The organism is Candidatus Bartonella washoeensis Sb944nv (assembly GCF_000278135.1).
In the GTDB taxonomy this organism is placed as follows: domain Bacteria; phylum Pseudomonadota; class Alphaproteobacteria; order Rhizobiales; family Rhizobiaceae; genus Bartonella; species Bartonella washoeensis.
The window spans coordinates 350,341-371,898 of sequence record NZ_JH725023.1 but is presented as its reverse complement, the minus strand read 5'-3'; the positions used below and the strand labels follow the sequence as shown (position 1 = coordinate 371,898).

Here is a 21,558-nt window from a genome sequence, read left to right as displayed (position 1 = left end):
CCAATCACTGTCTTCATTAAATATGTAAGACTCCATTTGAACAGAATATGAATAAGCATTCAAAAAGATTGTGTTTCGTAAAATCTGTAAAAACGCATATTATATAATAGTTCAAGCTGGTTTTTAGCATAAAAAATAGCTATCCTCTTTCATTTTGGAGAGATGTATATGAGAAGTATAGTAACTCAAAAACTCGTCATTGCCACGCATAATGCAGGCAAATTACATGAAATCATCACATTAGTCTCTCCTTTTGGTTTAACAACACAATCAGCAAAGGAATTAGACTTGCCTGAACCAAAAGAAACAGGAAAAACATTTGCAGAAAATGCCTATATTAAAGCCTTCGCAGCTGCAAAAGCTACAGGGCTTCCTTCTCTCTCTGATGATTCTGGTATGGAAGTGTATGCATTAGATAGTGCACCAGGTGTTTATACAGCTGACTGGGCTATTCAGCCCGATGGTACACGTAATTTTTTTAAAGCGATGCAAAAAGTAGAAAACGAACTCCAAAAAATTGGAGCTACTGAAAAAAGTAAGAGAAAATGTCGTTTTATATCAGTTATTTGCATTGCATGGCCTGATGGTTATGCAGATTATTTTCGTGGCAGTGTTGAAGGCACATTCATTTGGCCTCCACGCGGCGATAAAGGTTTTGGGTTTGATCCCGTTTTTTTACCAGATGGATATGAAAAAACCTTCGGTGAAATGACAAAAGAGCAAAAACATGGCTGGAAACCCAATCATAAAACACCCCTCTCTCACCGCGCGCGCGCTTTCAAAATTTTAGCAGAAAACCTTTTGACGTTCTCATGAATGAACCTTTTGGCATTTACATCCATTGGCCCTTTTGTGCTGCCAAATGCCCCTATTGTGATTTTAATTCGCATGTTCGCGTAAATGGGGTTGATCAACCACGTTTCGTAGCTGCCTTTAAACGCGAAATAGAAACGCAGTACCATAAAATAGGTCCACGTCATATTACGAGTATTTTTATCGGCGGGGGAACACCCTCCCTCATGACTCCTCAAACTGTTGATGCTTTGTTGCAAGCAATTACAAAAAAGTGGACAGTTGATGATAAAGCTGAAATAACACTGGAAGCCAATCCATCTAGTGTGGAAGCAGAGCGCTTTCGCGGATACCGCACAGCAGGAGTTAACCGGTTGTCGCTCGGTGTACAAGCACTTAATGATAAAGCATTGCGACAACTTGGCCGTCTTCATGATGTGAAACAAGCTCTTCACGCTGTTGCTTTAGCGCGAGAAATTTTTCCATGCTTATCTTTTGATTTAATCTATGCACGCCCCGAACAAACACTCGAACAATGGAAATGTGAGCTTCTTCAAGCCCTTGATTTTGCAGTAGACCATCTTTCTCTTTATCAACTAACTATCGAGGAAGGAACCTCCTTTAAAAGACTCCATGCTGCAGGAAGACTTATTCTTCCTACATCCGAACTCGCAGCAGACCTCTATCATCTCACTCAAGAAATAACTACACTGCATGGACTTCCAGCCTATGAAATCTCAAATCACGCAATCCCCGGTGCTGAATCAGCTCATAATCTTCTTTACTGGCGTTATCATGAATATGCAGGCTTTGGTCCAGGGGCACACGGACGCTTTATCAGACGCCCACAGGATAATTTCTCTGCCTTTTCAAAAGTATTTTCATCTCAAATTGAAAATGACGAACGTTATGTCACAATAAATGAAAAATACCCTGAACATTGGCTCAAATTGGTAGAAACTACAGGACATGGATGTGTTGAAACAGAACAATTAACCAAAGTGCAACAGGCAAATGAAATGCTTCTTATGGGGTTGCGTCTTTGCGAAGGTTTAGATCTTATGCGCTATGAAACTTTAAGCCCTAGCAGTTTATCAATGGAAAAACTTATTGATTTACAACAAAAAGGATTGGTAGAAATGTTAGGGAACCAGCGTTTAAAAGCTACCACCACAGGACGCATGCTCCTTGACCACATCATCAGCCAACTGGCAAATTAAAATCTCTTCAATTCTAACTTACTATCACATCATGTGTGACTTGATATTTATGGTTTTCAATTTGGGAGAAAACTGTTTAAAAAAAACGATCACTTCATCTATGCAAAAAAATCAACAATAAAACGTTCATAAATAGAAGTGAGAGTTTCCAATGCATCAAGAGTTACACACTCATCCACCATATGAATCGTTTGCCCCGGTAAACCAAATTCAATCACTGGACAATAATCCTTAATAAATCGCGCGTCCGAAGTTCCTCCAGAAGTTGAACATTCTGGTATATTCCCTGTTATACTTTCAATAGCATTTGATAAAATTTTAACGAGTTTGTCATTTTGAGTCAAAAAAACATCCCCTAAATTTTGTACCCATTCAAGCTGATAATAGGGTAATTGATCGTAAGTGTTTTTTGTTTGCACCAAAGAAAGACGATTTTCAATTTCAGTAATAAGCGTTTCCCTTGTCCAAAGATCGTTGTAGCGTATATTAAAACGAACTATCGTCTGCGCTGGGATAACATTTACCGCAGAATTTCCGGTATCAATGGTTGTTAATTCCAAATTACTTGGTTGAAAATTCTTTGTTCCTTGATCCAAAGCAGTTTGTGTCAACGTTTGGATCAATTTACATGTTAAAGGCAATGGATTAGCTGCCCGTTCAGGAAAAGCGACATGGCCTTGTTGGCCCTTAACTGTTATAATACCAGAAATTGATCCACGACGGCCAATCTTGATCACATCACCAACCACTTTAACACTCGTTGGTTCTCCCACAAGAGCTGCAGTCCATTTTTCGCCTTTTTTTTCTGCCCATTTTAGAAGTTTTACCGTACCGTTAAGTGCGGGACCTTCTTCATCACCAGTGATCAAAAGACTTACCATTCCTTTAACAGATTGCTTCTCAAGAACACGAGCCAGCGCTGCAATAAAACAAGCGATCCCGCCCTTCATATCAACAGCACCACGTCCATATAATTTCCCCTGATCTATCACAGCTTCAAAAGGAGGATACGTCCAGCTTTCTAACGCACCTGGTGGCACCACGTCAGTGTGACCAGCAAACATAAGATGCGGACCTTCTTTACCGATTTTTGCATAAAGATTTTCAACATCTTCTGTATTTTTATCCGTAAAAATGGGACGCTCAACACGAAACCCTATCTTCTTTAAAAATTGTTCCAAAGTTGATAAAGCACCAGCTTCACGAGGAGTAACAGAAGGACAACGAACAAGCGCCTGTAATAGCTGGGTAGGATCTGTAAGAACAGGCATAAGCGCTCTTCCAATCTAAACTAAGAATTATTAAAAACTATTAAGCTGAATTACAAAAAAGATAAAGCAAAAACATTGAAGACACTCAGCAGACAAAGCAGGGGAAGACAATCGTACTGAGGCTTCAATGAACTCCTCATCATGCGATGAAGCACATACATAATGAAAAGCTTAAATAAAAAGTTCCATCAAATATCGCTTTTTTTAAGTTTTTTCATACCTCGAATCTTTATGAGTAAAAATTAATCGCATGCAGCATATAACCATTTTTCTTCAACCAAGCTTGATGAACTTTACTGCCGGGACAAAGTTTTTCACAAAGAGCCCAAAACTTTAATCCGTGATTCATTTCTACAAGGTGAGCCACTTCATGAGCAACAACATACTCAATGATTTCTTTTGGCGCCATAACAAGACGCCACGAAAAAGAGAGACGCCCAGCTGTTGAACAGGAACCCCAACGACTTTTGGTATCTTTATAGCAAACTGACTTCACTTTACGATCCACTTTATGTGCATATTTTTTTACCAACGGCATTATAATAATTTCAGCCTGTTTTTTTAAAACATCTGCAACACGCCTTGGCAAATATTCCAAGTGACCATAAACGATAATTTGTGGTTCTTGCCCCATATTACCTGCAATAATTTCAGATACTCCCCGCCCTTCTTTACGCATTATAACATGTGCAACACCCAACAAAGGAATTCTTGTCCCCTCTTTGAGATAAGAATTTTCGGAAGAAATAAATATATGAGAAAGGCGCTCTTCAAGCCAAGATCGATGTTTTTCCATAAAACACTGAACTGCACACAGGCTTATCGCCGGCGGCGTTGTCAAAAAAATCCTCCTCCCACCCGCATCAATGCGTAGTGTGAAACGGCGCGCACACTTGTGCTCTTTTATTCGTAAAGGCACTCTACGATTAGAGAAAACAAAATCCTGTTCATAAACAGCCATACACAATATCTTTTATAATAAATCAAACTGGTCTTTCTTCCGCATTGATTCTACCAATTAATGCTGTCAACACTGTTTCTAAACAATCCAAATCTTGCGGACGTGAAAATCGGTGAGTTGCATCACGAATAAGTGTTAATGTTACATCCTGCAAAGGCAAATGATCAAGTAAACCCAGTGTATGCTGATAGGGTATCTCCTGATCTTCCATTCCTTGAAGAATATGGACTGGACATTCAATATCAATGCATCCTTTCATGACGCTATTGTTTCGCCCATCTTCAATCAATGCTTTTGTGAAAGGCATCGGATCCGCATCAGCAACTGCAGGCCGTTCAATATAACCTTTTTCTTCCAAAATCTTCCATTCCGCTGGACCTAATGCTGGTTCCACCAAAGTTTGCGTAAAATCAGGAGCTGGCGCAATTAATACCATACCAGCAAGCGCCTTGTTTTTCTGCGCGAGCATCATAGCAAGCCTTAAAGCAATCCATCCCCCCATAGAGCAACCAATCAAAATTTGTGGTCCTTCACAATAAGCTTCAAAAACTGCTAAACTTTCCTTTACCCAACGCGAAATCGTTCCTTGGAAAAAATCACCTTCAGATTCTCCATGTCCAGAATAATCAAAACGTAAACAAGATAAATCATTTTTTTGAGCTAAATCATCAATCAGCACCGCTTTGCTACTCAGCATATCAGATTGATAACCAGAAAGCCAAACCAAACCAGGAGAACAACTGCCTTTACGATGACGTACAGCAAGATTCGTATCTTCAAATGAAAAAAATTGAAACAGATTATTTCGGTTCATCGCTATCTTTCCTCTCTCAAATATTTTTTACTTATAAAAGAAAAAACTCCCTCTTCCAAGCCAAGTCTCAAAGCAATAAATCAAATAATAAAACGAATTCTAGTTGTTTTTTCGCATATAAATTCTAGTTGTTTTTTCGCATATAATTGTATATTAAATAGCTCGTAGTAGATGAATCAAACTAAGGAGCATAAACCATTCGCAGACCGTTTAAAATGACACCTACCCAGAAAGATGGGCCACGTTCAAATCAGGATATTCGGGTTCCCTGCGTTCAGCTTATCAATGATGAGGGACAGAATCAAGGAATCGTTGCGACGCAAGAAGCGCTTGCTATGGCTGCAGATGTCGGGCTTGATTTGGTTGAAATTGTACCAAATGCAGAACCGCCTGTGTGTAAGATTGTTGATTTGGGCAAACTGAAATATCAAACCCAAAAGAAGGCGGCTGAGACACGTAAAAAACAAAAAGTCATCGAAATCAAAGAGATTAAGATGCGTCCAAATGTTGATGTTCATGATTATGAAGTCAAGCTTAGGGCTGTACATCGTTTTATTGGTAACGGTGATAAAGTGAAGATTACTTTACGTTTTCGTGGTCGTGAAATGGCGCACCAAGATCTTGGAATGAAGCTTCTTCAGCGCGTTAAAGAAGATACAAGTGAGATTGCTAAGATCGAATCTGAGCCAAAACTCGAAGGCCGTCAAATGATGATGGTAATAGCCCCTAAATAATTTTTCATTAAAATAGCATATAGTTGTAGTAGAGTTCGCAACTTATTTACAATAAGACTATTGTACAATATGATTTTAAGAGCACTGCATATACCCATGGGCAATTGTAGTGCTTCTTAAATTTTATGGTTAGTGTGTGCCAGATTTTCTATAGGAAGACACTTTTTTATAAAAACGCTAAACGTTTGTAATAAGGAATGCTGCAATCTTGCATAAAACAATGATAAAATATACAAGCGTTTTATGATCAAAAAACAAATTTCCTCTTTTGATAAACATCTTATCATCCGTCTTTTACGAGAAAATTTTTGTAAACATGTACGTTGGTACAGTGCAGCTATTTTTTCAATGATCATCATTTCCTGCACAACTGCAGCCAGCGCATGGATGATGCGTGATGTTGTCAATTACATTATTGATGCGCAAAATTTTAGTATGATTGTTTTGGTGTCTAGCATCATTGCTTTCATTTTTATTCTCAAAGGAATTGCAACTTTCGCCCAAATTTATTTTCTGAGTAAAGCAGGCAACAGTATCGTTGCTGAACAACAGCGAAAAATCTATGCACGCCTTATGGAACAAGGAGTTTCCTTTTACCAAAATAATACTTCATCCGATCTTCTAGTCCGTGTGACCCATAACGCCACAGCAGCCCGTAATGTCATTGATATCATTATCACAACTTTTGTACGTGATTTGCTTTCCCTCAGCGGTCTGTTACTTGTTATGTTTATTCAAAATTTTGCATTAATTAGCATTACCTTAATAATAGGCCCATTGGCTTTTTTCGGTATCCGAATGGCGTTAAAGCGCGTTCGTAACCTTGTCGAAAAAGAACTTCTTTCGCTCAGTGAAATTATCAAAATTGTGCAAGAAAGTACTATTGGTATTCGGGTCATTAAAGCTTTTTCATTAGAAGAAGTGATGAAAAAACGTATGAATAAAGCCATTTGCAATGTTGAGAAACAAGCAAACAGTATTGCAAAACTTGAAGCTATTACAAATCCGATTATGGAAACACTCGCTGGTGTCGCTATTGCCGGTATTATCTGCTTTTCTGGCTACCTTGCAAACCAACGTGCAGGCGTTCAGGGTGAATTAATGTCTTTTATTGTTGCTTTACTTCTAGCCTACGAACCTGCAAAAAGGCTAGCAAATTTACGTGTTAAAATTGAATCTGGTTTAGTCAATATTCGTACAATGTATGAAATACTCGACACTCCTCTTACAGTTATAGAGCATAAAGAAGCGAAGGATTTGGATCAAACACAAGGAGCTATTCTTTTCGAACATGTTTCTTTCGCATATACGGACGGACAGATGGTGTTGAAAGACATCAATTTAGAAATAGAACCTGGAAAAATGACAGCTTTAGTGGGACCTTCAGGTTCAGGAAAGTCAACTCTTATCAACCTCATTATGCGCCTTTATGACCCCACACAGGGACGTATATTGATCAATGGTCAAGACATCCGTCACATCACATTTCGCTCTCTTCGAAATCTTATGGCCTATGTAGGACAGGATACTTTTCTCTTTCAAGGAACTGTTAAATACAATATTAAACTTGGAAAAGAAGGTGCTAGTGACAATGACATTATAAAAGCAGCAAAAACAGCCAATGCTCACGACTTTATTATGGGATTGCCAAATGGTTATGACACACAGATAGGGGATAATGGCAGTAATCTTTCAGGTGGACAAAAACAACGACTCGCCATCGCAAGAGCAATGCTTCATGAGAGCAAAATCTTGATTCTTGATGAAGCAACAAGCGCGTTGGATTCACACACTGAAGCCCAAATTAGTGAAGCCCTTTACCATCTCACCAAGGGGCGTACAACTATTGTCATTGCCCACCGCCTTTCAACCATCGTTCGCGCTGATAAAATCGTTGTAATTAAAAATGGGCAACTGATTGAACAAGGCACCCAACAAGAACTGCTAGCAAAAGAAGATGGTTTTTATAAAAAGCTTCATAATATCCAATTCAAAAAGCAAATGTCCTAAGCGGTTGGATCTTATAAACTTTCATCCTTAATAGTCTCTTTCATAAAATAAGCCAACACTAGAATTCTTTTCATTTCCTATTGCGCCTTTAGCTTTGAGATGGCGTGAAATGTCCAAATTAATTGTTCCTTTCGTCGTCCCATCTGATCCTGCTTCAAAACCTAAGTAAACATTATTGTGTATGTAACGACCAACGCGTAAGCCCGTATTACCCTTTTCATCAACGATAACATCAAGATCATCAAGACCAATTTTAGTCCGTAAAGCATTCAACAAGGATGTATTAGCAGCACCCGCAAGTTCAGCTGCTGCTGCCGCAAGCTGAGCAATCTGAAATGGTGATAATTCGTTAAGAGAACGATTAAAAATCAAACGCGCTAAAACTTCATCCTGTGGCAAACTCGGTTGTGAAGAAAAATTAACATCAAGATTATCAATCGTTCCACTTACGGTTACAGTGACGCGAATATCACCATTATTATTATTGGTCACAAAATAAACAGTAGGATTAAGATTACCGCTAAAGCTCGCTTGTCCTTGATCGAAATTGAGACGTTGTGAAAGAATATCGAAACGCCCACGAATCATCCGAAACTCACCAACTGGATGCACATCATGCAATGGTCCCATTAAGTTAATGCGCCCTCCTAATTCGGTATCTAGACCTCGCCCACGTACAAAAAGCTGATTGTGCGCAGTAATACGCATATTTAACTTTACAACCGATGAAGATTCTTGAGAAACGCTACGGTTTTGGCTGTAGTTTTTAACATCAGCACGTTCGAGCGTTTTTTGAATTGGTTTGGTTAAATTCTTGTTTTTAATATCAAGAAATTTTGCATTTTGAAAATGATCAGGAACAAAAACTTCAGCTTTTTCAACTGTAATATCACCACCAATAACAAGATCACTCGTAAAATGACCCATCATTGTCATCTTACCTGACAACGTTGCAAGAATCATAGAACCATCATTGTAATTAGCGTGATCGAGATGAATTACCAAATCTGTTTGTAAATCATTTGTGATATGACCTGAAGCAGAAAGAGAGCCTCCACCAGATGAAGAAGCAGAAGCTTGCTCTATTGTAATACGATCGCCATTCAATTTACCTTCAATCGTTATATTGTGTAGCTCCAAATTAGTTTGCGAATCGAAAAAATGACCATTAATGACAGAAAAATTTCCGACAAACTGTGGCTGAAATAAGGCTCCATTTAGAGTAGCATTAATTTTTGCTGAGCCCATTGCATACGCTCCACGCTCAGCTAAAAATGGGTCAAAAAAACCAAGAGGCATTGTACCCTTAATGTTCAATCCAACTCCTGAACCACCAAGAGGTATAGGTCCACTTATAAAGAGATCCAATCCCGTGTATCCATTCATAGTAACGCGCTCGATATGAAATGTCGATTTTTCATAAGAACCGCGAGCAGTCATATTTATCGACGCAAGCCCTTTATGTGTTGTAACGGTTAAGTTTTGGCTAGAAAGCTCAAAATGAGCAGATGGATCTTTCAATGTTCCACCAATATCAACCTTGCCCGTTACTATTCCTCCAAGTGCTTGTTTCTCGATAAAACCATTCGCTAAATACGCAGGCAAATTTTGTAAATTGACATGTAAATCAAACTTATTTTTACCTAAAGACACAGTTCCCTGCACTTGTGCCTGCAATTCCTCACCGGTTAAATCTCCATTCAAAGTAACGATTTGATCTACTGTTTGACCTGTAGCAGAAAATACAAAAGGCATTATTTTTTTATCTTGAAGAGCAACGGTTGTCAGTCCCTCACCTTTTATATCATAGATTACAATAGGTTTTTTTAAACTGCCGCGAATCATAGCTTTGCCTGTTAAAGTACCAGCAACTCCAAGATCAGGTTTCCATAAATTGGCAACAGTGACAGGAAAAGCATTCATTGTAAGATGCAGGTTAAGGGTATCATAAAAATTACCTGCAAGTACAACCTTGCCTCCATTAACTGAAAGTCCCAATTCATTTACCACTATTCCATCTTTATCAAAAACAATCGTAGCGCGTTTGGGCAATTTTGCATGAAAATTGGATTGTTTCACATCCATGGTTTCAATCTGTATTTCTCGTTTTATGCCTCCTAGAATCTCCGCCGTAATCATACGACCAGAGAGTTGTGCATTTGTATTATCATGCAACATTGCTTGAACAGTAAAAGCTGTTTGTCCATCTTCGTCATTGGCGTGAGCCTTCAAACGATTAACCATCATAAAAGGTGTTTGAATATTCTCTGCATTGATAAAACCATCAAACTGGGTCATGCCAAAAGGATCAAATATATCAGCTTTGACTTCCAACTTTTTAATTTTATTCTTTGCAAAACTTAAACGATCAACATGAGCCTTCATATTTGCTTTTTGTCTGCCATTTTGTTCGTCAAAAACAAAATCTCCTTTTACTTTTCCACCACCTTCCTGCAAAAATAATGCAGCAAGCGTTGAAATATCGTCAGAGTCAATATGCAAAGCACCTTTCACAAAACCTTCAATTGTTTGAGAAAGATTACCTGTTATCTTCGTGCTCCCTCCTTTAATATTGATACCTTGAAGTTTTCGAAGCTGATTGGTTTCCTCAAAAGAAGCAGATACATGTAATGGTTTTTCAGCAAAAGTTCCTTCACCTTTTACAGAACCTGTTAAAGAGGTAATTGGTGATGTCTTATCTACCACTGTATTGATAATGAATGTTGTATTTTGGAGTTTCTTACCCACCAAAAAGGCTTCAGCAACATGCGCACGTGTGCTAAGGGTTATACGACTGTTTTGTCCTCTGGCAGCACTATGGATTGTAAACGCCCCACTTATTCTCGGGTCTAACATGGCAAGATCAGATATCTGAGCAAACAAGTCCATATTAGCGCTCTCACTTGAAAAGCGTCCATCAGCTTTTATGTTTGCATATTGATTTTTCAAATGCAAACGACGCAAAACTAAACCCGTCGCATTTCGAGCAACACCCCCTGAAAGAATAAGATTCCCTTTAAATAAACCATCAAAAGGTTTCACGCCTATTTTTGTATTGTTGGCCATCCCTGATAATTCAAGATCAAAAGTGCCACTCATTAAACCAATCGTTCCTTTGGCTTTAATATCTGCGCTACCAGAAGGTGATTTTTCACTCAACAAATCCAAAAGAGCGAATGTTTGTGCTTTTAAACCAAAATTACCTTTGAAAATAAAACGATCTATTTTCCCTTTTAACCAAGCAGAAAAATCCTGAGCTGTAATACTAAAATCATGAATCAAAACTGGTTTTTTAGAAACAATATCAGCATCTAAATGCACATGAACCGTTTGGTTTAAACTTTCTACCAGCACACCCTTATTCTTTGTAATCCCCTGAAGTGTTCCATTAACCTGAATACCAACATGACGAGACACTGGATCATCAAGATTTTCGCTTACCCCGCCCATATCAAAAATTGCATCACGAATATGAATATTTTGATTGCTCAAATGATGTACAACAAGTCGTCCATTCCATAATTGTTGCCCTTCGCGGCCATAATCAATGGTTAAAGCAAGATTATCGACACGCATTGGCGTTTCTGATGCTGGCAAAAGAATAGACCCTTTTTCCTTATCAGGAGCTATTTTGCCATTCACAAAAAGCCGCCGTAAAAATCCATCTGCTGTTACTTCAGCATTGGCAACAACATTCATTGCTTTTCCCTGAATAACCATATTATCAAGGTGCGTTACGCCCTCTTTTGTCGTTCTTACCTCTGCTTTCAATGTAATATCAGATTCAAAGAAGCTACGATATTGAGGAGGCATTAAAGAGCCAAGTGTGCCCTTTAGTTTAGTAGAAAGACTGTGTCCTTCTTCAACACTTGCAAGAATAACATCGCCATCTAAAATAGGATGGTGATCGGCTTCTAAATAAAGTTTGACAGCCAAATCATCAAAAGTACCATCACCTTTAATGGCAAGTTTTAATGCAGGGCACTTTTCAATTTTCAAAACATTGGCTAAAATGCCATTTTGCGGTTCATCAGCAGAAATATCAATTTTAGCTGTACGATTGCTATTGGATAGCTTTGCTAAAACAGAAAAAGAACCAGGATTATCTAAACGATGAGCCGTCATATCAGCATCAAATTCACCATTAGTTAAAGTGAGATGTCCTTTTAAAGCTACATCAGCAGATAGACCAAAAAGATCCTGTTCAAACCCTACATGCTTTGCCGTAAATGTATTGATAGAAATAGCTATAGGCAATTTTGGTAAAGAAAACTTCCTCGTCTCAAGGGAAGACATAAGAGAAGAGTTGCCCTGTGGTTTACGCAAAAACGCAATCTGTCCCAACGAAAGCTGGTTAATATCCATGCGTCCTCTGAACAATGCAAGACGGTTCCAATCCATTTTAGCATCGGTGATCTTAAGCCAAACACCTTTTTTATCACTAACAGTAATAGCATCAATTGACACTTGAGAAGACAGTGTCCCCCGCATATTATGTAAACGAACTTGGCGATTAGGTGCTGAAAGTTTACGTTCAATCAAAGAGACAAACCATGAACGATCATCCATAGTTTCACTGGAAGGTAAATTTCCTCTCTGGGCAAAAACAAAAACGCCTACAAAAAGAAAAGAAAGTCCAAATAAAACGGCCCATAAACGCACACTTTTTTTCATTAAAATGCTTGCCCTATACCTACATAAAAACCAACACGAGGATCGCCTTTCTCCCGCTTAAGAGGAAAAGCTAAATCAATACGTAAAGGACCAAGACCTGTCATATAGCGACCTCCAATGCCGGCTCCCCATTTAATTTTTTGAGAAAAATCAAAACGCGCCTTTTCCCCTACGAGACCTCCATCAAGAAAACTGACAAACCCTATCTTATCATTTAAAGAAAAACGTAATTCTGCCGAACCTTCAACAAGTGCTCGCCCACCAACAACAGCATTATTTTCTGTTTTGATACCAATATTGCGATAAGCATAACCACGAACAGATCCACCACCACCAGCAAAAAAGAGTGTATCTGAAGGTACATATGCTGCATCACTTCCAATAATAGTACCAAGCTTTGCTCGCGCTGCAAAAACAAAACGATCCTTTTCATCCAGCGTCCAATAAGAACGTCCTTCCACAGTCATTTTTGTCACAAAACTGCTAAAGCGCATTTCATAGAAAGGTTCAACAAGCGCTTCACTATAAAAGCCTTTTGTCGCATTAAACTTATTATCACGATTATCGAAAATCAAACCACTTGGTAATCCAATTGTGGTAAAATGACGGCTCCCCAAATAGACATCGCGTGAATAACCATTAGAAACTTCTACAGCAACCTGTCCCGATAGATCATTATTGAAGATATGCGTAATACCTATTTTTCCTCTGATAGCTTTTGTCGTGTAATTGTCTAAGACATCTTGCTGTACTTTTAGTTCCGTCCTGAAGTCTGTATCAGGAGTCAGTGTACCAGGCTTTATAAATGTACCTCCGAAAAGATAATCAAAATTCTTGAAATTATAAGATTGCTCCTTATTACTGCCGACACCGCTTATTTTTGTCTCAATTTTGATGCGTTCCGCATGGCCAAAAAGATTGTTATGCATCCAGTAAGCTTCAAAACCGGCACCATCTAATGTCGAATAACTGCCACCTGCGCCAAAACGACGTGGTTTACGTTCTTCTAAAACAAGCGTAAGTGGTAAACTACCATCAGAATTAATTGTATCAGCTTCACGTATATTTACAGCACGAAAAACATTAAGACGTGCAAGCCTTTCATTCGCCTTAGCTAACTTATCAGAATCGTATTTTTGGCCTAATTTTAATCCTGTCATCCATGCAATATAAGCTGAATCCACGCGTGGCTTCTTACTAACATTACGCACATTTAAAGGACCGTAATAAGCTTCTACTCCAGGATCAACGGCAATTTGCGCATCAATGAGACGTGCAGCATGATCAGCAACCACTTCACTATTAACAACTTTAGCTTTAGCATAACCTTGTCGGCGCCATCCTTCAACTGCCCATCTTTCTGCTTTAAGAATGGTTTCAGATTTAGCAACAGTCCCAACTTTATAGCCTAATTCTTCGATTGTATGCATTTTATTGGGTTTATATTTTAAGAATGGAGCAACTTGATCAATACCAGCAACACTAAAAACATATCGCGGACCAGCATCAATTGTAATAACAATATGGGATTTTGCTGGAAGTTGAGTCACGGGACTCAAATCAGCGGCTTCTAAACCATTAATCTTAATACTAATAACACCACCATAACGTCCATCAGCATAAAGAGCAGAAAGTATTGCCCGATAATCTGAACGGGCTTTAGCTAACAAACCAGAAGAACTAGATAAGGCTTTATCTTTATCAGCGACAAGAGAAGAAACAGATTTAACTATCTTAACACCTTCTAACGACGCACCCGGCGATGGAACAACATCAACTGTATAAAACTTCTCTGTACCACTAAAATTAGAAGAGGAATTTATTTTTTTTCGACCAAAAAGAGGAATACCGAAAAGCTCAAATGCTGCAAGCGGCTGCGGAAAAGCAAAAACGAAGCATAAACCTATAAATACACTGCGTATGATTCCTGATTTTAATAAAATCCCTGTCCGACATATCATCAAATCAGATACCTTTAGTACAATTACATCTTTATAAATAACATCAAAAAAAAAAGATAAACATATCTATTTGCAATATTTCATAGCTTTGCTCACATCAAATAACAGTTTTTTGCTAAATAACGTTTTCTGCTGGAGATGTATAACTCATCCTCCCCCTTCTATTCAGAAAATTGTGCATTGCTGTGCAACACAAACAGCCACTTCTTTTTTTCTAGCATATTCATTTAGCGTATTATAAATGTTTTATTTAGCCGCATATTATCGTGGTTAAATTTGCGCAAATTATCACCTATGACTGCACTACAAAAGCTTGCATACGTATATAGATCTCTCACTCCAAAAAACCATACAGACATTTCTTGATTTTTATGCGCAGATATGATTGTTTCTTCCAAGTCAAAAGGGGGGGGCAAACTGATGATCGCACGTATTACAACTGTTGCTTTTCGCGGTCTAGAAGCAGTACCTGTTGATGTACAGGTTATGATTTCTTCTGGTAAAATAGGGATGGCTATTGTTGGATTGCCAGATAAGGCGATCGCAGAAAGCCGTGAACGCGTGCAAGCAGCTCTCCATGCTTGTGGGCTTTCTATGCCTAACAAACGAGTTACCATTAATCTTGCGCCAGCGGATTTACCTAAAGAAGGATCACATTATGATTTGCCAATTGCCGTCGGCTTAATGCTTGCTATGGGAATTCTTCCTCCTGATGTAGCGCAAGATTACATCATTTTAGGAGAATTATCGCTGGATGGGTCACTTACAGCTGTCAATGGTGTTTTACCAGCCACAATGACAGCTTTATCACTTGATAAAGGGCTTATTTGTCCCCACCCATGCGGACCTGAAGCGGCATGGGCAAACGCAGAAATGAACATTCTCGCGCCTGAAACTCTTCTCACCATGGTCAATCATTTTAAAGGAACACAAATACAAAAACGCCCGCAACCACGCCAATATACAATCCAGACTGAACTTCCAGATCTTTGCGAAATTAAAGGACAAAAAACCGCCAAACGTGCATTAGAAGTTTGTGCAGCTGGGCGACATAACCTTTTGTTTGTAGGTCCTCCTGGTGCAGGAAAGTCTATGTTAGCTCAACGCTTACCTTCCATTTTGCCGCCTCTTGATAGCCGTGAGCTCTTAGATGTTTCTCTCATTGCTTCTATTACAGGAGAAACAGTCCATAATACCATTTCACTCCACTGCCCCTTTCGTGCCCCGCATCATTCTGCTTCCATGGCAGCAATGATCGGTGGTGGACTTAAAGCACGACCAGGAGAAGTCTCACTTGCACATAATGGCGTTTTATTTCTTGACGAGTTGCCTGAATTTTCTCCACAAGTTCTCGATTCTCTTCGTCAACCTTTAGAGAGCGGAGAATGTGTTATCGCCCGCGCTAACCATCATATTAGTTACCCTGCCCGTATCCAGCTCATTGCCGCAATGAACCCTTGTCGATGTGGTATGGCAGGCGAAAAAGGCCATGTTTGCGCAAAAGGAATACGCTGTCAAATTGACTATCAATCTCGTATTTCTGGTCCTCTGCTCGACCGAATTGATTTACGCATTGATGTTCCTGCTTTAACAGCTATGGACCTTATGCAACCAGAACAATCAGAAAAAAGTTGTGACGTTGCAAAACGCGTCGCGCGGTGTCGTGCAATTCAAGCCAAACGTTTTACAGCATTGGGTCTTGATCAGATTCGCACTAACGGTGATTGCCCTGCCAAAATCATCGAACAAATTGCTATTCCTGATCAAAACGCTGCTAAACTCTTACGGGATGTGAGTAAAAAGATGTACCTTTCTGCACGTGCCTATCACCGCATTCTCAAAGTTGCACGCACCATTGCTGATCTGGAAGAATCAGAGCATCTTTTACGCCATCATCTCGCAGAAGCTATTTCCTATCGACTGGGTACTGAACAATTAGCAGCTCTCTCTTAAGAAAAATATTCATCAATAAAAACTAATCGGAAAATAACGCAGATAAAGCTCTGTAAGCTTGCCATCATTTTCTAGAGATTTCAGAGCATAATTGAGTGCACTAATCAATTTTTCGTTCCTTTTTGCAACAGCAAGCCGCATTCCTTGACCCAATAACTGTGGAGCAATATAAGCACCCCCAATAAAATGGCAACAATCAAAAGATTTTGGATCATTTAGCCATAATGATAAAGCAAACCCATCATCAAAAATAAGATCAATTTTATGATCCTGTAGCGCTTTATAGAGCTCTGTTCTATTCTTAAATCCCTGCCCTTTAGCTTCAGGAAAATAACTATGAAACAGCTTTTCGTGAACACTTTCGAACAAAAATCCACTGTTTAAATGTGTAAGCTTTTTACTTATTGGCTCATCAAAATTCATAGGACGAGAAGCAACAAACCGGGCAGGAAAACGTAGATAAGTCTTTGTAAAAAGAAGATTTTGATGCGTTTTAATGGTTTCTTTTAAACCAGCGATTATCACTTCTGCGCCACCATTTTTAACACAATCTACGAGCTCTTCCCAAGGAAGCACTTCCACTTCACAAAATTTCTCTAGATTTAATTTTGAACAAATAGCACGCAATAAATCGATATTATAGCCTGCAAGGCGTCCTGTTTTGTCAAGAAAGTTAAAAGGAGGGTAATCAAAAGTTGTTACAAAACGCAAACGGATTATAGTCGTTGTATCAGGTCGTAGCAAATGTTCATGCGAATCAAAAAAAGAGGGCAGTCTCAAAGCTGTTTCAGCCTTTGCAAGGAATGGAAAGAGCATTTTCCACACTATAAAGAAGATTCTCATAAGAGCCCTTAACACATCTATAGGTTTATTCATTTTCAAAATTTTTCCCCCTCCATGCTTTTTCAAAGCCAAAATGCAACTTGCTCAGTTGCAATATTATTTAATGCACTTAACTGAAAAATCTGGTATTTTAATAAATTAAAGGCTGATATTTTTTTATTTTTAAAAAACTGAACAGTTTTCATATATGCTTCAGAATATAGCGACAATGTCCAAATTTTGGCACAAACCTTCTCAAATTAAATAAATGCACAAAAGAAAGACATTCTGGAAGAAAGTGTTTTTTAGTATAAATGTAAAACATAAAGACTTCTGTATGATCGTCAGCTTTATTTTCTCCTAAATATCGCCACTGAATCAAAAAAATTTCTTGTATCTTGCTTCTGAACAAACGAAAAATCCGTTCTCTAAACAATACATTCTGATTTTTCTGCTCGCATAAGCTACAAACCGTACATACTTTGAACGTCATTCTATAATTTTACCCAAATCCTCCACTTACCAATACCGAATGCCGTAAAAACACGTTATCCATTTTAGGCATTATGTTAAGAATAAGCAAAATGAACGACATATTTTTATCTAGTCAATCATTATATATCGGACAAAAAGAATGTTCATTAAGGGTTGGTTTGATTAGCTTGCAATATGCTCTTATTCATCACCATAAAAGAAACGATAACATCTCATTCTTCGCATAAACAAAAAATCCAAATGACTATTTTTTCTATCAAAAATTAATATTCCATAGAAATCACCTTTATTAAATTGCACGCATTATTTTACATTCAAAACGCAATTTACAGTACAACATCATTTACATATGCAAAAATCATTCTCTTTCTCTTAATGTATTAACAGATGTTGAATATAGAAATGATATACGGTAAATGTTTAATGTGGTTATTCCATAAATAACTGGCCAAAACATTAAGCTTAGAAAATGCTGATGAAATATCGCAATTTGAATACAGAAATGGATTAACTTATGAGTGATGAAATAACCTCACCAGTGTATAGTGACGAATATGATGCCTCTTCCATCAAAGTTCTTAAAGGTCTTGACGCTGTACGCAAACGTCCTGGCATGTATATCGGCGATACAGATGATGGTTCAGGTTTGCACCATATGGTCTATGAAGTTGTAGACAATGCTATTGATGAAGCTTTAGCAGGCCATGCCACGCTTGTGAATGTCACACTTCATGCTGATGGATCTTGCTCTGTTCGTGATAATGGACGCGGAATTCCAACAGATATTCACCCAACAGAGGGTATTTCAGCAGCTGAAGTTATCATGACACAGCTTCACGCAGGCGGAAAATTTGATCAAAATTCTTATAAAGTTTCAGGTGGATTACATGGTGTTGGTGTCTCTGTTGTTAATGCATTATCGGTTTGGCTAAAACTGCAAATCAAACGCAATGGTAAAATCCATGAAATGTCATTTACTCATGGAGTTGCCGACTCCCCGCTAAAAATCATTGGTGATTGCGATGCTGAAAGTGGAACAGAAATCAGGTTTTTACCAAGCTCTGAAACCTTTACTATGGTTGAATTTGATTTTGAAACCTTGGAACGCCGCTTGCGGGAACTCGCTTTTTTAAATTCTGGCGTCTATATTCTTCTTGTTGACGAACGTCATGCTGACATTAAATCCGTCGAATTGCACTATGAAGGTGGACTAATTGAATTCGTCAAATATATTGACCAATCGAAAAAAGCGCTGCTAAATAATCCTATTTACATTGCAAGTGAAAAAGACGGGATGAGCGTCGATGTTGCTTTATGGTGGAATGATTCCTACCATGAAAAGGTATTGTGTTTTACCAACAATATCCCTCAACGTGATGGTGGAACTCATTTAATAGGTTTTCGTAGTGCTCTAACACGCCAAATTAATGGCTATGCTGAATCTTCCGGTATTGCAAAAAAGGAAAAAGTTAACCTGACTGGTGATGATTGCCGTGAAGGTTTAACCGCTATTCTTTCAGTCAAAGTTCCTGATCCCAAATTTTCTTCGCAAACAAAAGACAAATTGGTTTCCTCTGAAGTACGCCCTATTGTTGAAAATTTGGTGAATGAAGGGCTTTCGGTATGGCTGGAAGAGCATCCCAATGAAGCGAAGTTGCTTATTAGCAAAGTTGTGGAAGCTGCGACAGCACGTGAAGCAGCACGTAAAGCGCGTGAACTCACAAGACGAAAAGGAGCGCTTGATATCACTTCTCTGCCCGGAAAACTTGCCGATTGCCAAGAACGTGATCCAGCGAAATCTGAAATTTTTATTGTTGAAGGAGATTCAGCTGGTGGTTCCGCAAAAAGTGGACGTTCACGTCAAAATCAAGCGATTTTACCCCTACGTGGTAAAATTCTCAATGTTGAACGCGCTCGCTTCGACCGCATGCTCTCATCTGATATGATTGGAACACTTATCACCGCTCTAGGAACTTCCATTGGTAAGGACGAATTTTCACCAGATAAATTACGTTATCATAAAATTATCATTATGACAGATGCGGACGTTGATGGTGCACATATTCGCACCTTGCTCCTTACCTTCTTTTTTAGGCAAATGCCCGAATTGATTGAGCGTGGACATCTTTATATAGCTCAACCACCCCTCTACAAAGTAGCACGAGGTAAGTCTTTCCAGTATATTAAAAATGAAGCAGCATTCGAAGAATTTTTGATTGATACTGGACTAGAAGAAACAACATTAGAACTATCAACAGGAGAAGTTCGTGCAGGTGCTGATTTGCGCCAACTCGTTGAAGACGCTCGTGTGTTACGTCAACTTTTGAATGGTCTTCATACCCGCTATAATCGCAATATTGTTGAGCAAGCAGCAATTGTTGGAGCTTTTAATCTTGAAACCTTTGCAACACCAGAAAAAGCTCAAAAAACAGCCGATAATGTGGCACGTCGTCTTGACTTAATTGCCGATGATATGGAGCGTGGTTGGAGTGGTCATTATACATCGGAAGGAAGTTTATGTTTTGAACGTATTTTACGCGGGGTCAAAGATATCATTACCCTCGATGCAGGGCTTATAAATTCAGCTGACGCACGTCAAATTGATCGCATTTCCCAAAATTTCATAGAAATATATAGTCCTCCCCCCCTCCTGCATCGCAAGGATAAATCAGAGCGCATTTTGGGACCTATGAGTCTCTTAGAAAGCATTTTTACAAATGGTAAAAAAGGCATCACTCTACAACGTTATAAAGGTCTTGGAGAAATGAATGCTGAACAACTTTGGGAAACAACCCTTAATCCTGATGCGCGCGCACTTTTACAAGTTAAAATCAATGATGCAACCGATGCAGATTCTCTCTTTTCCCGTTTAATGGGTGATGAAGTCGAACCGCGTCGGGCTTTTATTCAAGACAATGCCTTAAGCGTTGCTAATCTTGATATCTAAAAGCGCTCTTTTGTTTCTAGCTTTATACAATGTCGCGATTTTACACGTTGTTTTTTCGTATTTGAAAAATTTTTCCTATGCTTCATTTACGATAAAAGAAAAATAAGGAAGGTCATGCACATGACAGCTGAAACAGAACGCGTAGGAATTAAAGGAGGCATGGAGCATTCTTTTGGCTTTAAAAAAATTGATGAAGCGCAAAAACAATCTATGGTTGATGGTGTGTTTCACTCTGTCGCTGAAAACTATGACAAGATGAATGATATCTTATCACTTGGGTTACACCGTGCATGGAAAAACTCCATGGTTGCATGGCTCTCTCCACCAAGGCGTTCTAATTGGAAAGTTCTTGATGTGGCTGGTGGTACCGGTGATATCGCCTTTCGCATTCTTAATGCTTCACGCCGACAAGCGCATGCTACAGTACTTGATATTAACGGCTCAATGCTCAGTGTCGGCAAAAAGCGTGCACAAAAAAATGGTCTTGCCCCTCTCATTAATTTCGTTGAAGCCAATGCAGAACATCTCCCTTTCGAAGATCAAAGCTTTGATGCTTATACAATTGCCTTTGGAATCCGCAATGTACCGCATATTGATCTAGCTCTTAGGGAGGCTTTTCGTGTTTTAAAACCGGGTGGACGTTTCTTAAGTTTGGAATTTTCAAATGTCGAGATGCCTCTGCTTAACAAAATTTATGACCTTTGGTCTTTCCATGCTATCCCTAAGCTTGGTCAACTCATTGCAAATGATGGCGATGCTTATCGCTATTTGGTTGAATCCATTCGTAAATTTCCTAAGCAAGATGATTTTGCTCATATGATCAATCATGCAGGTTTTTCGCGGGTATCATACCGCAACCTCACGGGCGCAATCGCAGCACTACATTCAGGCTGGAAGATTTAAA

13 protein-coding genes are annotated in these 21,558 nt (G+C 38.8%); 7 read left to right on the top strand and 6 right to left on the bottom strand.

Translation table 11 applies throughout. The features are described 5' to 3' along the window. The first annotated feature begins 168 nt into the window (after nt 1-168). Together MCQ_RS04135 and hemW are read left to right on the top strand one after the other, a co-directional pair. A complete protein-coding gene (locus MCQ_RS04135) occupies nt 169-816 on the top strand; it encodes a non-canonical purine NTP pyrophosphatase (protein WP_006923727.1) in 648 nt (215 codons plus the stop codon). Then, entirely contained in the window at nt 813-2,012 is a 1,200-nt protein-coding gene (gene hemW, locus MCQ_RS04130; RefSeq protein ID WP_006923726.1) for a radical SAM family heme chaperone HemW, read from the top strand. The genes MCQ_RS04135 and hemW overlap by 4 nt, the downstream gene beginning before the upstream one ends. 98 nt (nt 2,013-2,110) lie before the next feature. On the opposite strand, the gene dapE is transcribed toward hemW, so the two are convergent. From dapE to MCQ_RS04115, 3 genes are all read right to left on the bottom strand, one after another. Then, nucleotides 2,111-3,283, bottom strand: coding sequence for a succinyl-diaminopimelate desuccinylase (gene dapE / locus MCQ_RS04125; RefSeq protein ID WP_006923725.1), 1,173 nt, complete (start codon nt 3,281-3,283; stop codon nt 2,111-2,113). A gap of 229 nt (nt 3,284-3,512) precedes the next feature. Continuing rightward, complete coding sequence (locus tag MCQ_RS04120; RefSeq protein WP_006923724.1) at nt 3,513-4,244, bottom strand: M48 family metallopeptidase; 732 nt, start codon at nt 4,242-4,244, stop codon at nt 3,513-3,515. Nucleotides 4,245-4,266: 22 nt separating this feature from the next. Beyond that, on the bottom strand, nt 4,267-5,058 hold the full coding sequence (locus MCQ_RS04115) for an alpha/beta hydrolase (RefSeq protein WP_006923723.1): 792 nt from the start codon (nt 5,056-5,058) through the stop codon (nt 4,267-4,269). A gap of 215 nt (nt 5,059-5,273) precedes the next feature. Between MCQ_RS04115 and infC the strand changes: the two genes are divergently transcribed. Further along, nucleotides 5,274-5,792, top strand: coding sequence for a translation initiation factor IF-3 (infC, locus tag MCQ_RS04110; protein ID WP_006923721.1), 519 nt, complete (start codon nt 5,274-5,276; stop codon nt 5,790-5,792). Between the two features lie 243 nt (nt 5,793-6,035). After that, a complete protein-coding gene (locus tag MCQ_RS04105) occupies nt 6,036-7,802 on the top strand; it encodes an ABC transporter ATP-binding protein (protein WP_006923719.1) in 1,767 nt (588 codons plus the stop codon). Between the two features lie 27 nt (nt 7,803-7,829). Here the strand turns inward: MCQ_RS04105 and MCQ_RS04100 are convergent, their stop codons facing one another. Both MCQ_RS04100 and MCQ_RS04095 read right to left on the bottom strand, forming a co-directional pair. Further along, on the bottom strand, nt 7,830-12,476 hold the full coding sequence (locus tag MCQ_RS04100; RefSeq protein WP_006923718.1) for a translocation/assembly module TamB domain-containing protein: 4,647 nt from the start codon (nt 12,474-12,476) through the stop codon (nt 7,830-7,832). After that, complete coding sequence (locus MCQ_RS04095; RefSeq protein WP_006923716.1) at nt 12,476-14,437, bottom strand: autotransporter assembly complex protein TamA; 1,962 nt, start codon at nt 14,435-14,437, stop codon at nt 12,476-12,478. Before MCQ_RS04095 ends, MCQ_RS04100 begins: the two co-directional genes overlap by 1 nt. A 420-nt stretch (nt 14,438-14,857) precedes the next feature. Between MCQ_RS04095 and MCQ_RS04090 the strand changes: the two genes are divergently transcribed. Then, a complete protein-coding gene (locus tag MCQ_RS04090; protein ID WP_006923714.1) occupies nt 14,858-16,390 on the top strand; it encodes a YifB family Mg chelatase-like AAA ATPase in 1,533 nt (510 codons plus the stop codon). A gap of 12 nt (nt 16,391-16,402) precedes the next feature. Here MCQ_RS04090 and MCQ_RS04085 read toward each other — a convergent pair whose 3' ends face one another. Further along, on the bottom strand, nt 16,403-17,266 hold the full coding sequence (locus tag MCQ_RS04085) for a transporter substrate-binding domain-containing protein (protein WP_006923707.1): 864 nt from the start codon (nt 17,264-17,266) through the stop codon (nt 16,403-16,405). Nucleotides 17,267-18,221: 955 nt separating this feature from the next. Here MCQ_RS04085 and gyrB point away from each other — a divergent pair. Continuing rightward, entirely contained in the window at nt 18,222-20,654 is a 2,433-nt protein-coding gene (gene gyrB / locus MCQ_RS04075; protein WP_006923706.1) for a DNA topoisomerase (ATP-hydrolyzing) subunit B, read from the top strand. Nucleotides 20,655-20,774: 120 nt separating this feature from the next. After that, entirely contained in the window at nt 20,775-21,557 is a 783-nt protein-coding gene (ubiE, locus tag MCQ_RS04070) for a bifunctional demethylmenaquinone methyltransferase/2-methoxy-6-polyprenyl-1,4-benzoquinol methylase UbiE (RefSeq protein ID WP_035007885.1), read from the top strand. The last annotated feature ends 1 nt before the right edge of the window (nt 21,558 follow it).

Bases quoted from the DNA above. Each gene is read 5' to 3' on its own strand.
- MCQ_RS04105 (WP_006923719.1), top strand. From the start codon at position 6,036: ATGATCAAAAAACAAATTTCCTCTTTTGATAAACATCTTATCATCCGT.
- MCQ_RS04120 (WP_006923724.1), bottom strand. From the start codon at position 4,244: ATGGCTGTTTATGAACAGGATTTTGTTTTCTCTAATCGTAGAGTGCCT.
- MCQ_RS04115 (WP_006923723.1), bottom strand. From the start codon at position 5,058: ATGAACCGAAATAATCTGTTTCAATTTTTTTCATTTGAAGATACGAAT.
- ubiE (WP_035007885.1), top strand. From the start codon at position 20,775: ATGACAGCTGAAACAGAACGCGTAGGAATTAAAGGAGGCATGGAGCAT.
- MCQ_RS04090 (WP_006923714.1), top strand. From the start codon at position 14,858: ATGATCGCACGTATTACAACTGTTGCTTTTCGCGGTCTAGAAGCAGTA.
- MCQ_RS04085 (WP_006923707.1), bottom strand. From the start codon at position 17,266: ATGAATAAACCTATAGATGTGTTAAGGGCTCTTATGAGAATCTTCTTT.
- hemW (WP_006923726.1), top strand. From the start codon at position 813: ATGAATGAACCTTTTGGCATTTACATCCATTGGCCCTTTTGTGCTGCC.
- MCQ_RS04100 (WP_006923718.1), bottom strand. From the start codon at position 12,476: ATGAAAAAAAGTGTGCGTTTATGGGCCGTTTTATTTGGACTTTCTTTT.
- MCQ_RS04095 (WP_006923716.1), bottom strand. From the start codon at position 14,437: ATGATATGTCGGACAGGGATTTTATTAAAATCAGGAATCATACGCAGT.
- dapE (WP_006923725.1), bottom strand. From the start codon at position 3,283: ATGCCTGTTCTTACAGATCCTACCCAGCTATTACAGGCGCTTGTTCGT.
- infC (WP_006923721.1), top strand. From the start codon at position 5,274: ATGACACCTACCCAGAAAGATGGGCCACGTTCAAATCAGGATATTCGG.
- MCQ_RS04135 (WP_006923727.1), top strand. From the start codon at position 169: ATGAGAAGTATAGTAACTCAAAAACTCGTCATTGCCACGCATAATGCA.
- gyrB (WP_006923706.1), top strand. From the start codon at position 18,222: ATGAGTGATGAAATAACCTCACCAGTGTATAGTGACGAATATGATGCC.